The organism is Pseudomonas kitaguniensis (assembly GCF_049199985.1).
GTDB lineage: Bacteria > Pseudomonadota > Gammaproteobacteria > Pseudomonadales > Pseudomonadaceae > Aquipseudomonas > Aquipseudomonas kitaguniensis.
In genome coordinates this window covers 140927-155474 of the sequence record NZ_JBLZPT010000006.1, presented here as the reverse complement: position 1 = coordinate 155474, position 14548 = coordinate 140927, and the positions used below count along the sequence as shown (strand labels likewise).

Sequence of the window (14548 nt, the reverse complement as noted above, 5' to 3'; positions counted from 1 at the left end):
GCCACAACCGATACACAGTTACTGCCAGGCAAGCCCCCCTGCGGGCCTAGTCTGAGTGCCCGATTCGCACAGAAAAACACACCATGACCGCCATTCCCGCGCCGGCCCTCGACGATAAAGGCCAGCACTACGCACTCATCCGGGACGCTTTGCCCGACTGGCTAAAAACCTTGTCTACGGCACGCATCAGCGCGTTGAAGGCCAGCCGAAAAAATATTCCGGGCTGGTATAAAAGCGCCTCGCCCGAGCAACACCAACGGCTGAAAACCGCAGTGGCCGAACACTGGAAAACCCAACGCCTGGTCGACCAGAAACTGGCCGCAGTGACTGACCTCAAAGCGTTCGCCGAGCCCTTGTTAAAAGCCGCACTGAAACAGCAATACAACCTTGAGGTGGATGTACACAAGACCTGCTTGCGCCTGTATGCCCCGGCCCAAGCGCCCTGGTGGGTGATAAATCTCAACGCTGGCGTGCACAGCCGTACGGTGTCGTTGCTCGACGCCGCATTGCACAATTTTGCCCACACCGAGGCGTTCAGCGCCGATTCGCAATTCATCACCCTGCCCGATGCGCAGGGCCATTTCGACGTCGTACCGCTGCACAGCACCGTGACGATCCAACAGTTCATCGCCCTGGTTCGCAGCCTGGACATCGGCGACCAATACCGCCAAGACCTTGAGCTTTACCTGGGGCTTACCGAACCTGTGGTGCACGGCGTGCTGCGCGCGCGCGTTACCGGCAACCATCAGGCGGCCCTCAACGTCGCAGCGCAAATGGCGCTGATGAAAGGCGACATCCTGCCTGCAGACCACCGCCTGATCACTGCGCTGATCAGCGAACGCCAGGCACTCACCCTCGACGGCAAGGCCGTGCATTGCCATGCGCTAAGCCTGCTGGACGCCCCATTGACCGGGGTTGTGTTGATCGGCGCCGACCTCGAACACAGCCGCCAGGCCGTGCCCGTTATCGTCTACCTGCCCGATGACCCGCAGCACCCGCTCAAGCGCTACGCCTCAACCGTCGCCTTCATGCTGGAGCTGACGCAAAAATTGCGTCAGCCCGACTACCAACAGTTCTTCAGCCGATTTATCGAGCAGCAATACCGGGGGCATTTTTTCGCTCAGTTAGGCTCGCGCCTGAGCCAAGTCAAATGGCATCAACACGTGCCTGGCGACCCACAACCGAGCTGGCGCGAAACAGCGCTCGACAACCCCAACCTGCAATTTGGCGTGAAGCGTGTGGCAACGCCGTTGTGGGAATACCTGTACCAGCAAAAAATCGACAAGACCCTCAACGATGCCCGCGAGCTGGCCATCTCCACCGCCTACGCCGACCGCATGGCGCGCTGGGCCTGGTGGGACAATCTGCAGAAGATCCTCTCGGGCATACTCGACGCAGCATTACTGGTGGTAACCCCGTTCGTGCCTTTTTTGGGCGAATTGATGCTGGCCTATACCGCCTACCAAGTGGCCGACGAGGTGTTCGAAGGCCTGTTCGATTGGGCCGAAGGTTTGGGCATAGAGGCGATTGAACACGTGGTTGCAGTGACAGAAAACGTGCTGCAACTGCTCGCGTTCGGCGCAGCCGGGCAACTCGCCCAGCTCAAGCTGTCGCCCTTCGTCGAGGGCTTGAAACCTGTGACCCGAAGCGACGGCAAACGGCGTTTATGGCAGGCGGACTTGAGCCCCTATGCACAAAAAAACCTGACCTTGGGCGCCGAATCGCAAGCCGACACCCACGGGTTTCATCTGCACGCCGGTAAAAAAATCCTGCGCGTGCAGCACACGCACTACGAAGTCAGCCAGGACGCCGAGACTGGCCGGCACCGAATCGTCCATCCACTCCGCGCCGAGGCCTATCGCCCCGAAGTGCTGCTTAACAGCCACGGCGCCGTTGTACTGGAGGGCGAGGAACCCAGAGCCTGGGACGAGTCACAGTTGTTCCAGCGCCTGAGCCCTGCAACGGCTGCCTGGCCAGACGCGCAATTGCAACAGTTGCGCGCCATCAGTGGCACCGAACCCGGCGCGCTGCGGCGTATGTACAGCGAAAACCAGGCACCGCCACCGCTGCTGGCCGACACCCTCGACCGTTTCGAACTGAGGCAGCACATCGACACCCTCAGCGAGCCCCTCGCCGACACCGATGAAGCGGTGTATTGGTGTGCCGACATGGTCACGCGGATGCACGGCTGGCCCAGCGACAAAGCCATCGCCGTGTTTGAGGCGGCCGACCTCAGTGGCGAGTCGATCCGACATGGCGCGCTGCAGGCGCCGTCGGATAAAACCTTGGCCATCTGCCGTGACGACTTACTGGCAGGCCGGCTGGCGCAGCGGGTGGTGGGTTTTCTGGACGAGACCGAACTCGCCGCCCTGCTCGGCGACCCCTTGCCCGCCACCGCCAGCGCGCGTGCGCAAGCACTGCGCGAACACCTGAGCGTTTATGTAGCCTCGCGCAAGGACGAAATCTTCGAACACCTGTACAGCTTCAAACGCCAGTCAAACAGCGCCCACGGGTTGCTGCTGCAACAGCAATTTCCCGCCCTGCCCGACCGCCTGGCCCAAGCGATACTGGCCCAGGCCCGCCCCGCTGAAGTACACCTTATGAGCGAAGAACAGCGCCTGCCATTGCGCCTCAAGCACCAGGCCAGGGAGTTGCAATTTGAAGCGCTGGCCACCCACGCCTATGAAGGTTTTTACCAGGGCGACGCGCCCACACCCGACACCGAACGGCTGCTGCTCAATGCCCTGAGAATTCACAGTGACGCCTTCGGCAACCTGCGCCTGAGCATCCGCGAGCAACTGCCCAGCGGGCAATTACGTTGCCGCGTGGGGCCGGACGACGCGACCACCGACACGCTGCTGATACGCACCGCGCCAGGACGCTACGCGCTCCACGGGGCAGCGGTCGATACCACTTGGAATTTGTATGAAGGCGTACTGCAAGCCGTGCCCCGTGACACCTTGGGCTTCGCGCCGGGCGACGGCGAAGCGTTGCGCCAGTGGCTGCAGCAAACCCTGCAACCGCCCGCCCAACGCCGTACCGCGCTGGCCGAGGGGCCGACCCTCGCAGTTGCCTCCCAAGATACCCAGCAACTGCTGCAAAAACCGCTGTTCAGCGCGCTGCGTCAAAGGCTGGGTTTAGACAGCATTGAGGACCGGCTCAAGGCCCTGTACCCGACGCTGACCGAGGAAGACGTGACAGCCTATGCCCAGGCCCTGAACTCGACTGATGGGCAACGCCAGTTGCGCGAGCTCGAAACCCGCAAAAAAAGCCTGCTTGACGATCTGAAAAACTGGCAGCAACTTCCCGCCGCCGGTAGCCAGAGACGTCGGCCTGCACTCACCGAACAGCTGTTCAGGCAGCGGGTGGCCAAGGTGATACAGGAAGGCTGGGAGCAATCGGCCAAGGGTTACGAAACGAACTCCGGCGCCCGGCGGTTGGGCAGCGAGCTGGACCTGCGCGGAGAAACCCTCTACGGCTTTTTACAGAACTTCCCCACACTCGACACCCGGTTGCACCACGTTACCAGCCTGAACCTGGCGGGCACCGATTTCACCCTTGCCGACGGCGCGTTCCTGCATAACTTTCCCAACCTGCGCAGCCTGGACATCACCGGCAAACGCCTGACTGCGCTGCCGCAAGCGATTATCGGCATGCCTCGTCTGACGCAACTGGGGCTGGCGCAAAACCCGATCCGCTGGACCCCACAGAGCGTTGAGCAGCTCAAACACTTGCAGCATCTGCGGGTGCTGATCCTTTCGCACAACGAACATTTGGTGATACCGCCAGACATCAGCCGCATGCCTGAACTGCACATACTGATGCTCAATAACACCCAGCTCAACCAGTGGCCCACGGGTCTGTTCGAGCTGCCCCGTTCGCCAAACTTCAACTTGAACCTGCTGAACACCGCCATTACCCAAGTGCCCATTGTCGAGCCAGGTTCCGCGTCGGCCGAGCTGGTGGCACGCACGCGCCTGGACCGCAACAAATTTGAGCACGATGCCGAGGACCGGCTGGTCAGCTACCGCCGCGCCGCAGGCCTGGACCCTTATCGCACCTACCCCCCGCGAGGCGAACTGGACAGTCAATACTGGCTCGGCCACCTGCCGGCCGAGCCACGCCAGGCGTGGCAGGAAGTCTGGGACAACCTGGAGCGGGAACACGGCTCCCAGGGCTTTTTCGAGGTCATCAGAAGCCAGCAACAACCGGAGTCCCTGGTCGTGCAGGACACGGCCGACCTGTTGCGCTATCAGCAGAACCTGACGCAATTGCGCATTAACGTGCTGCGACTGCTGAGGGCCGCCGACTGTGACGAGCCCACCCGCACTGCACTCTTCAACCTCGCCGCCACGCCCACCCACTGCGCCGATGCGGGCGCCCATTTGTTCAACGCCATGGGCATCGAAACCATGAAGCTGGAGGCGTTGCGCGAGCCCACCCCCCAAGCCCGGGTTAACGCGCTGGTGCGGCTGGCCAAACAAAAGGCCCGGCTGGACAAGCTCAACCACATTGCCAATCGGGATATTCAGGCGCGCCTCAACACGCCCACGCGCAATGAGGATGGCAGTGAAAGCCCCGCACTGCGGCTGACCACCGACATCGTCAACGGTGTATCGGGCACCCTGGATGAGGTCGAGGTGTACAGCGCCTACCAGACCGGCTTGAAGGCGCGCCTGGATCTGCCCTGGCTGGCGGACCACATGCTGTACCGCGAGACCGGCAATGTTCAAGCCAGGCAACTGGTGATTGCCTACAACAAAGTGATCGAGGATGAGCAGGGCGACGGGCTGGTGGAGCAAATGCTTGAGCAGTATTTTTGGAGCGACTATTTGCGCGACACGCACCCCGACGAGTACCAAAAAATCAGCTGCCAACATTCACAGGCGAGTGAAAATATCGACGGCTTGCGCCTGGCTCAAAGCGCCTGGGCCGCCGATGAGCAATTGCCTGAGGAACACAAGAACCTGACCACCAGCGCCCAACTCAGGAAAAACCTGACAGACCTGGCAGACACATTAAACGTGGCCCATGAGCAAATCTTGACCGACGAGCCCATGAGTGAGGAGCTGTACCTGAGCCTGTTTCTCAAGAGCTTCTACGATGAAAAAGAACTGGGCCGGCACCTGACCCGTTTGGCCATGATCAGCGCGGGGCTTTAACCGGTCGTGACGGGCTTGCGAGGTGTGGTGGTTATGTATTCCTGCCCTGTTCACGAGGGTCTTTGTGTGGGCGGGGCCATCCTTGCCTCCCGCCTGACCGCACCCTGTGGCAAGCCCGCTTGCCACAAGTTTTGCTCACTCGTTCGGTCTCGACATGCACGGTGCCGAGGCCGTTATAAAAAGGTGTTAATCATGTATAAGTTCATCTCTATTAGTGGTTCGATCGGTTAATAAACACGGACCCCCTAGCGCTGAATTTCAAACTTATTACCGGTGTGCCAACGGCTTAAACTACTGGCTCATTCAGTATAAAAGGCACTACTCATGTCAGCGGTTCAACTTGTCAGCCCCACGGCGGCTGACGACAAAAACTTACACTTCGAGGTTATTTCACAGGCACTCCCCGCCTGGATAACACAAGCCTCCCCGCAACGCATGAACGCCTTGAAAACGGCAAAAAAAACCATCCCGGCCGGGTATCTAACATACTCGCCGCATCATCAAGCATTAAAAACCGCGATTGCCCAACAGTGGCAAACCCACAATGCCGTGGATAAACAACTTAACCACTTGCAAGGCATCGATACCTTTGCCGAAGTGTTATTAAAACAGGCGTTAAAAGCGCAATACGGTATCGAAGAAGATGTACGCGAAACCTTCCTGAAACTCTTTACCCCCACCGGTGCGCTGGTCAAAGGCGCCAAGATCAGGACCGTTTCGTTATTGCATGCGGCGCTGCACAACTTTGCCGCCGCAGAAAACTTCACCATCGACTCCGCGTTCATCACCCACCCCGACGCCCAGGGCAGGTTCGACGTCAAGCACATCAAACACCGAATCACCGTGGGGCAATTCAAAACGCTGGTACGCAAACTGGACATCGGCGCGCGTTACCAACAGCACCTCGAAGAGCAACTGGGGCTCAAGCAACCGGTGGTCCAAGGCGTGTTGCGGGCCAGGGTCATTCTTGGCCAGCAAGCCGCCTTCAGGGCCGCGATCCACAGTGCCGTGCTGATGGGGCATATCGACGCGGCCACCCACGGCATGCTGCCAGGCTTGATCGACAGCCTGCCGGGGCTCACGCTTAATCGCTTGCCGGTGCGTTGCCACGACCTGGTGATGATGGACACCGTACTGACCGGCATCGTATTGATTGCTCCCGACCTTGAGCGCAGCCGCCAGTCAGCGCCCATCGTGGTGTACATACCCGATGACCCGGAACATCCGCTCAAGCAATACGCCGACACCGAAGCCTTTGTGCAAGAACTGACCCGCCAACTGCGCGAGTCTGATTACCAACAGTTCTTCTGTCGCTTCGTACCGCATGCCAGCCGTGGGTCGTTCCTGGCCAAGCTCAACGAGCGCCTGAGCAAGGTCACCTGGCATGCACGGCAACCGTTGGACCCACTGCCGAGCTGGCGCGCTACCCCGCTTGCAAAACCCGCCTTGCAGCTTGGCCCGCGCGCAATTTCGGCAGGCCTGTGGAACCATCTGTATCAGCAAAAACTCAACCTGCTACTCAACGACAGCCGCGAGATCGCGGTGGCCACCGCCTATGCCGACCGCATGGAGCGCTGGGCCTGGTGGGACAACCTTGAACATATTCTCGACGAGATTTTCCAGGCGGCGTTGCTGGTCGCCACGCCGTTCGTGCCGGTGCTGGGCCAACTGATGCTCGCCTACAGCGCCTGGCAACTTGCCGATGAAGTCTTCGAGGGCCTGCTGGACTGGGCGCAGGGCCACAGCATCGAGGCCATCGAACATGCGGTAGGCGTTGCGCAAAGCATCGTGCAACTGGGCCTCTTCGGGATAGGTGCCCAACTGGGCGAATTGGCCAAACTGAAGGTGTCGGACTTCGTTGACGGTTTGGTCGCCGTGCGCTTGCCCAGCGGGCAACAACGCCTGTGGAACCCCGACCTGAGCCCTTACCGGCAAACGGCACGGGTGCCGACAGCGGGCTCGAAAGCCGATACGGACGGCTTCCACAGCCGCGATGGCAAAAAAATCATGCGCCTGGAGGACCATCACTACGAAATCAGCAAAGACCCGGACTCCGGCCAACACCGCGTCGTGCATCCACAGCGACCCGAGGCCTATCAACCCCAAGTGTTCAGCAACGGCGAAGGCACGTTGGTGCATGAGGGCGAAGAACCCTTGAGGTGGGACGCCACCCGCTTGATGCAGCGCCTCACCCCGGCCACGGCCGACCTTGCGCCCGCGCAACTGCAGCAGATTCGCGATACCAGCGGTACCGGCATCCGTGAGCTGCAACGCATCTATGTCGAAAACACCGAGCTGCCGCCGCTGCTCGCCGATACCCTCGAACGCTTTGAATTGCGCCGTGAAGTCACGCGCCTCGTTGCACGCGTGCGCAGCGGTGAACCGACCGGCGAAGCCGACAACTGGACCACGCAATTTGTCACCGAGCTAGCGGGTTGGCCGGCGAGCAAAGCCATTGAAGTGTTTGCAGCCGGCGACCTGAGCGGCGAACCCATGCGCTACGGAGCCAAGGACGCCGACGCCCTGCACACCCTGCAAACCAGCCTCGCGGATGTGCAGGCCGGGCGGCTGCCGGAGAAACTCGTGGCGTTTTTGAGCGCACCAGAACTTGAGGACGTGCTGGCAACTGCCCCACCGAGCGAGGCCACTGAACGGGTGCAGGCCGTGCGCGATCAACTGGCCGACGCCCTCGACACGCAACAAGGCACGCTCTTCGACCATCTGTATCTCATCGCGCAGGCCAGCGGCGACGCCCGCGCCCAGTTGTTGCGTGAGCATTTTCCCGAACTGCCCGACGCACTGGCGCGCACCCTGCTCAGCCGCGCCCGCCCGAATGAACGCCAGGTCATGACCGATGAACGCCGCGTGCCGTTGCGCCTCACGCACCTGGCCCGTGAGCTGGCGTTTGAAACCCGCGCCGCCCATGCGTACGAAGGCCTGTACCCGGACGTGCCGCCCAGCGCCGACACCGAACACCTGCTGCTCAACGCGCTGCGCCTGCATACCGATACCTTCGGCGACCTGCGTATCAGCGTTTACAACGCCAGCACCCGCGGCCCACTGCGCTGCAGCGTCGGGCCCAGCGACGCGTCGACATCCAAAGTCCTGCTGCTGATGCCGGACGGTCGCTATGCATTACCCGATGCGCCGCTGCAAACCTTCGACCTGTATGAAGCCGCGCTGCGCGTACTGCCCGAAGCCCAACTGACGGCCCTCGGTTACCAGCCAGGCGAAGGCCAGGCACTCGCCCAATGGCTCAAGGCCAAGCTGTTGCCGCCCGCCGAACGCAGAACCGCGTTGGCGCAGCCGCCGGTGCTGCCGGTGGTACAGCGCGAAACCCAGCTGTTATTGCAACGGCCGCGCTTCAAGGCACTGCGCCAGTTGTTCAGCCGTGGCCGCTCGGTCACTGCGCGGATCAAGCGGCTCTATCCACGCATGACCGACGAACAAGCGCAGAGTTACGCCGTGCTGATGAGTACGCCTGACGGGCTGATTACCCTGGAGGCCTTCGAGGCCGAGAAGAGAAAACTCTTGCACGACCTGGATGAGTGGATGCTCACACCCACGGCCTCCAACAACCAGGCAGAGGCAACCGCAGAGCGCCTGTTCCGGGTTGATATAAGCGCCAAGCTGCGCGAATGCTGGGAACAACAGTCGCAGCATTACAGGTCCGACTATGGCGACCCGGTTGTGGGTCGCAAACTTGACTTCAGCGGGCAAGCCATACGCGGCTACTTCAAGCACTTCCCCAGGCTCAAGGCGGATTTCGGGCACGTCACCAGCCTCAATATGACCGACGCCGGCATGCTCGATACCGACGCGGTCTTTTTGCACAACTTCCCCAACCTGTTCAGCCTGGACCTCACCGGCAACCGCTTGACTCAGCTGCCGGCGGCACTCAGCGAGATGCCTAAGCTCGGCCTGCTGGGGCTGGCCGAAAACCCGATACGCTGGACCGAACAAAGCCTGGCGCAGGTCAAGCACTTCAATCATTTGCGCGTGCTGATCCTGTCCAGTAACCCACACCTGCTGGTACCACCGGACATCAGCCGCATGCCGGAGCTGCAAGTGCTGATGCTCAACAACACCGGCATTCGCGACTGGCCGGCGGGGCTGTTCGAGTTCCCGCGCGCTTACGCGTTCACCCTGGACATACGCAACACACAGGTGACTCAATTGCCGCCGGTGGAGCCCGGCTCCTGGGAAGCGCAGGTCGTGGTCCGAGCGCGGCTGGACCGGCGCAAGCTCGACTTTGACAGCGAAACCCTGATGGTGAACCTGCGCAAAGCCAGCGGCCTGGACCCCTACCGCACCTACCCGCCTCGGGGCGAAACAGACAGCCTGTTCTGGCTTGAGGGCCGAACGCCCGAGCAGCAGGAACTCTACCAGCAGAGGTGGGATGAGCTGGAAGCCGAACACGGCTCCCAAGGCTTTTTCGAAGTCATCCAAAGCCTCAAGCTGGAAGAGGTGGGCGCTCAGACCCCTGAGGATGCCAGCCTGTACCGACTCAACCGAACCGAGTTGAGCCTCAATGTGCTGCGCATGCTTGAGGCCATGCACGGCGACGACGGGCTGCGCGAACGCTTGTTCAGCATGGCCTCCACGCCGTTCAGTTGTGCCGATGCCGGGGCGCAGATATTCAACGCCATGGGTGTCGAAGTGCTGGTGTTCGAAGCGTACCGCGACGTTACCCCACAAAACCTGGGGCCGGCGCTGGCCCGCCTGGCGAAACAGAAGTCGCGCCTGCACCAGGTCAACCGCATCGCCCAGGATGATGTGCGTAACCGTCTGGCGCCTGTAAACAGCGGCGGCCAGGGCTTGCGCCTGTACACCGAAATAGTCGATGGGCGGCCAGGCACGGTCGATGAAGTCGAGGTGTACGCGGCTTATCAAACGGCCCTGAAGGCACGCCTCGACCTGCCGTGGCTGGCCGACCACATGGCCTACAGAATCACCGCCCGTGTCAGCGTCGAACAAATCAACCAAGCTTACGACAGCGTGCTGGCGCTGGAGCAAGGCGACGGTCTGGTTAACCAGATGCTGGAACAGGACTTCTGGCGCGACTACCTGATTGAAACCCACCCGATAGCGTACCGTGACAACCAATGTGTGCATTCGGACGCCACCAGCGGTGTCGACGACTTGCGCTACGCGCAAAAAGACTGGGCGCTGGAGCAGAAAAAACCGGCCGATCAGCGCGACCCAAAGGTCACCGAACAGCTGCACCAACAGTTGACCGGGCTCGCCGATAAACTCGGCGTGCCGCACAGCGTGGTGCTGACGGGCGAGGAAATGAGCGACGCGACTTACCTGCGCCTGTTCGGCGACAGCCTGGATGATGAAAACGAACTGAGCCGCCGCTTGACCCGCGCCACGCTGAACCTGCCAGGGCAGTAACCCTTGGGTTGTGGCGGCTAAACCTCTGAGTCCCAGATCACCGTGATACTGCCCGAATAGGTTCTGGACTCAGCGGCACCGAGCATCTGCTCCACATGGTCGCGGGTGATTTCAAAATGCAAGGTGCTGGGCTTGCGGTCCACGTAGCGAATGGGCTGGAACAGCTCGGTGCCAATGCCGTCCAGGCGCAGAGGCAAGCGGTTCACCGGCCTGCCGATTGCATCGGTCAAGCCCGACGGCAAGGTGACCGCCACCTCCACAGGCACCTCATTACCACTGGAGTCGCTGATGCCGCAGGTATTGCCCATGGGCAGCGAACAGGCCAGGGTCATCTTGAATTGCGAACTGGACCAGATATTGACGGTTTGGTCGCGAAACAATCGGCTGGGTTTACGCCCCCTGTTCAGCCAGGCCTGCCAACCCCCCTCGGGGACCAGCTCGACGCGATTGCCACCGGGGGGCACTTCGACCTTGAGTTCATGCCGAACATCCAGAATGAAGTTGAAGGTAAAGAGGTTGTCTCGGGGCAATACCACGTCGCCAAAATCAAAGTCGGCGCCAGGCCCCATGGTGTAAGTGGTTGATCCGGTGTATTGACCGCTCGCCATCTCCAAGGGGTTGGGTGTGCGAATTTCATAGGCATATTCCAGGTTGCTGTACCACAGCTGAGTCATGGTTGAACCGGGCACCCGATTACACACCCCGGCGCCCTCAGGCACCAGCCAGAAGAACAACGCAAAGTTAACACCTGCCGCGAGAAAGTTGGTCCCGGTACAGGGGCTTGGTGCGTTGCGCCACGCACTGCCCCACAGATACTCACCGGGGCGCGCCCACACATTGACACCCGGCCTGACGTCCCAGCGATGACCAATACCGGCGATGCGAAACTGCACAGTTTCAGTCCTTCCGGTTCCCTGATGGGTCACCGTAAGGTCACGCCACGACGACGGTACTTGCCACATGGCGCCTTGGCGCGGGTCGGCATGGTTGGCTTGAATCGGCCCTGTCGAGTAGGCCTGAAAGTCATTGGTACGGATGCTGAAAATACCCAGTTGTTTGCACGTTGACGGCATGTGCCCCGGGCAGACCCCGGTTTGCGGGGTCTTATTCTCAAACTTGTTCAGATGCGGGGCAGTCGGGTCAGGCTTGAATTCCGCATTAATAGTCTGCACCAATGCGTTGGCAGGCGCGCTGGCGCCTGCCAATAACAGGGCAGCCCCCCATGTACGCAGGCAATGCTTGAAACCTTGTGAATAACGCATTGTATTTATCGCTCTCTCTCATCGGGTGGCTCATGGCCTGAGGGCATCAACCCTAATGTGCACGCTGCCGAAGTACTGGCCCGGCAGGTAGCCGTCTTCGGGCTGCTCGGCAGCGGCCCACGCCTTTAGACACGCCCATCAAATATCTACCTGTCGTTTAACGCTGACGGATGACCTGGCGGGTTAAATCTCCGAATCCCAGACCACCGTCACGTTGCCTCGATAAGTCGCCTCGACATCCGGCGTGAGCATTTTTTCGACCTCGTCACGCGTCACCTCAAAATGCAAAGTGCCAGGGCTGCGGTTCACGTAGTAACCCGGTTCGAACAAGCTTGTTCCCGAGCCGTCCAGGCGCAATGGCCGACGCTTGACGGCCTGGCCACTGCCATCGGTCAGGCCTGCGGGCAGGCTGACGGCGACCTCCAGCGGCACGCGCTTGCCGGTGGCGCTTTCGACTAGGTCGCAGCCGGTGCCGTTGCTGTACTCACAGCTCATCTGCATGCCGAAGGGCGATGAGGTGGACATATTGAACGTTTGGTCACGGAACAACCGGGTGGGTTTGCGCCCCTGGTTCAGCCAGGCTTGCCAGCCGCCCTGGGGCACCAGTTCAATGGTGTTGCCACCGGGGGGGATTTCCACCTTGAGTTCATGTTGCACATCCAGGATGAACTCCAGCGTGATCAAGCCATCACTGGTGGGGACCAGCACATCGCCGAAGTCAAAGTCAGAGCCGGCCCCGCCTACGGTGTAGGTAATACTGCCCACGTATTGCCCGGACAACATGGTCAAGGGGTTGGGTGCGACCATCTCGTAGGCGTACTCCATGGTCCTGTACCAGAACGAAGGGATGTTTACCGACGGTTTGCGCGTACAGGCTCCCGCATCTTGCGGCACGACCCAGAAGAACGAGGCATAAGTGGTGCTGGCCGCTAAATGACCCGTGGTCACACACGGACTTGGTGCTCGCCTCCACGCGCTGCCCCAATCAAGGCCAGGTTGCGCCCATGCATTCACACCCGGTGGCCTTGGCAAGCCCCATACCCCACCGACGCCGGCGATACGCATTTGGACGACCTCCTCGGCCCCCGTTTGTGTATGGCGAACATCGACGTTCCTGAACGAGGAAGGCACCTGGAAATAAGCCCCGGCCCTCGGGTCTGCATGGTTCGCCTCGATTGGCCTGATGGAATCGGCTGAGAAGTTATTGAAGCGCAGGCTAAAAATACCCAGCGCCTTGCACTGTGTCGGTATGTGCGACACGCAAATGGAGCTTTGCGGGGTTTTATTGCTGAATTTGTTATCTCGAGGTTCTGCGGGGTTGGGTTTGAAGAGCGCGTTGATGCGCTGGGTATCGGCGCTCACGGGGGCCATGCAGGCGCCCCACACCACGCTGGTCAAGCCTGCGGCGAGTGCAGAGCGCTTCACTGTCTTGAGGTTCATCTTTATCACTCATCTGTCGGGGCAGAAGCCTCAAGGCCTCAAGGCATCAAAAATGATTTGCACGCTGCCGTAATAAGCACCGCCCACATAACCGTCTTCAGCCGGCGTGGCGGCGATCATCAGTTGCACACGTTTACCGGCCTTGGCCTCGGCTTCCGGCACCACCAGCGTGTCGGTGAGGTCCAGGCGCTGCCCGTTGAAGGTGACTTGCAACGCAATCAGGTCGCGGCCATTGGACAACACCGGCTCAAAACCCAAGCGCGCATTGATGCCGCCCAGCACGTTTTTCACGTCGAAGAGTTCGCGCAGCGGGCTTAGCCGCTCGGTCACCGGGTTGTAGCTCATGACCTGCTCACGCTCCAGAAACCCCGGGTTGACCGGCAGCACAAAAAATTCGCTGGTGGGCACCGTGACCGAGACAAAAAACTCCGCCTCTTCACGGATCGCGAACGCCCGCGCACTGCTCAACGCCAGCACGCAAAACACCAGCAGCCAAGACAACTGCCGCTGCGACGTGAGCCGGTTCATCCTTTCACCACATGGTTTTTCTGGGCCTCGCCTTCAACGATTTTGAAGGTGTATTCGCGGCCCGCTTGCTTGTCGAAAGAGAACGTACGCCCCGGCAAGATATGGTTCTTGGTGGTGGGGTAGCAGTCATCGGGTTTGCCGGCCACGCAGTTTTTGAACTCATCGACCTGGATCACGCTGTTGCCGTTGTTGCGCACGGCATAGTGGCCGCTGCCGTCTTCAATACGCGTGTTGTAACGCGTGTCTTTGGGCCGCACAAAAAATACCGTGCCATAACCGGCCAACACGCTGACGCCGGCCTGCAAGTTACTTTGGTAGGCTTCACGTTCTGCTTCGGAGACGGCGAAGGCGTCCTCTTTCTCCGGCACCACCGGGATGTAACGCACCCGAAAATAGCGCTCGCTGTTACGCTCGCCCAAAAACAACAGGCGCGTGCCCTGCATGCCGTTGGCTGGCACAATCAGCCGGGCCGGGCTGGCCATCAAGCCGTCACGGGCGCTGCCGTCGGCCTGGGTTTTAAGCGCTACTTCTTTGCCCACGCCCTGCTCGTCGTAGAGAATTTCCAGAATCTGCACCTTCACAAACGCGGTGCTGCTGCCGCCGTTGAAAATGCGCTTGAGGTAGGTACTTTTGTCGCCGTCGAGGTAGTCGTAAACCACCCCCACATTGATGCTCGGCCCGGCCAGGGCCGCTTGGCCCAACAGGCTAAAACCAAGGACTGCCAATACTCGTTTCATTGCGGTGAACCTCATCGAATAA

General features: G+C 60.6%; 7 protein-coding genes. 3 read left to right on the top strand and 4 right to left on the bottom strand.

The window, feature by feature from the left end; all coding sequences use genetic code 11:
• Positions 1-83 precede the first annotated feature (83 nt).
• Together ACOZK9_RS10900 and ACOZK9_RS10895 are read left to right on the top strand one after the other, a co-directional pair.
• Positions 84-5162, top strand: a complete 5079-nt coding sequence (locus tag ACOZK9_RS10900) for a dermonecrotic toxin domain-containing protein (protein WP_421555830.1) — start codon at positions 84-86, stop codon at positions 5160-5162.
• Positions 5163-5597: 435 nt separating this feature from the next.
• Positions 5598-10559, top strand: a complete 4962-nt coding sequence (locus ACOZK9_RS10895) for an NEL-type E3 ubiquitin ligase domain-containing protein (RefSeq protein ID WP_421555829.1) — start codon at positions 5598-5600, stop codon at positions 10557-10559.
• A 17-nt stretch (positions 10560-10576) separates the two neighbouring features.
• On the opposite strand, the gene ACOZK9_RS10890 is transcribed toward ACOZK9_RS10895, so the two are convergent.
• Together ACOZK9_RS10890 and ACOZK9_RS10885 are read right to left on the bottom strand one after the other, a co-directional pair.
• Positions 10577-11821 carry a hypothetical protein gene (locus ACOZK9_RS10890; RefSeq protein ID WP_421555828.1) on the bottom strand — a complete coding sequence of 415 codons (1245 nt, stop codon included), beginning with the start codon at positions 11819-11821 and terminating at the stop codon, positions 10577-10579.
• Positions 11822-12004: 183 nt separating this feature from the next.
• On the bottom strand, positions 12005-12769 hold the full coding sequence (locus ACOZK9_RS10885; RefSeq protein WP_421555827.1) for a hypothetical protein: 765 nt from the start codon (positions 12767-12769) through the stop codon (positions 12005-12007).
• 235 nt (positions 12770-13004) lie between these two features.
• On the opposite strand from ACOZK9_RS10885, the gene ACOZK9_RS10880 reads away from it, so the two are divergent.
• Positions 13005-13334, top strand: coding sequence for a hypothetical protein (locus ACOZK9_RS10880; RefSeq protein ID WP_421555826.1), 330 nt, complete (start codon positions 13005-13007; stop codon positions 13332-13334).
• Here ACOZK9_RS10880 and ACOZK9_RS10875 read toward each other — a convergent pair.
• Positions 13292-13789 carry a CS1 type fimbrial major subunit gene (locus tag ACOZK9_RS10875; protein WP_421555825.1) on the bottom strand — a complete coding sequence of 166 codons (498 nt, stop codon included), beginning with the start codon at positions 13787-13789 and terminating at the stop codon, positions 13292-13294. The two genes, ACOZK9_RS10880 and ACOZK9_RS10875, sit on opposite strands and share 43 nt — an antisense overlap.
• The gene (locus tag ACOZK9_RS10870) at positions 13786-14526 is read right to left on the bottom strand and encodes a molecular chaperone (RefSeq protein ID WP_152751484.1); all 741 of its coding nucleotides are present in this window, start codon (positions 14524-14526) and stop codon (positions 13786-13788) included. The genes ACOZK9_RS10875 and ACOZK9_RS10870 overlap by 4 nt, the downstream gene beginning before the upstream one ends.
• Between the last annotated feature and the right edge of the window lie 22 nt (positions 14527-14548).

Bases quoted from the DNA above. Each gene is read 5' to 3' on its own strand.
- ACOZK9_RS10900 (WP_421555830.1), top strand. From the start codon at position 84: ATGACCGCCATTCCCGCGCCGGCCCTCGACGATAAAGGCCAGCACTAC.
- ACOZK9_RS10880 (WP_421555826.1), top strand. From the start codon at position 13,005: ATGGAATCGGCTGAGAAGTTATTGAAGCGCAGGCTAAAAATACCCAGC.
- ACOZK9_RS10870 (WP_152751484.1), bottom strand. From the start codon at position 14,526: ATGAAACGAGTATTGGCAGTCCTTGGTTTTAGCCTGTTGGGCCAAGCG.
- ACOZK9_RS10875 (WP_421555825.1), bottom strand. From the start codon at position 13,789: ATGAACCGGCTCACGTCGCAGCGGCAGTTGTCTTGGCTGCTGGTGTTT.
- ACOZK9_RS10890 (WP_421555828.1), bottom strand. From the start codon at position 11,821: ATGCGTTATTCACAAGGTTTCAAGCATTGCCTGCGTACATGGGGGGCT.
- ACOZK9_RS10895 (WP_421555829.1), top strand. From the start codon at position 5,598: ATGAACGCCTTGAAAACGGCAAAAAAAACCATCCCGGCCGGGTATCTA.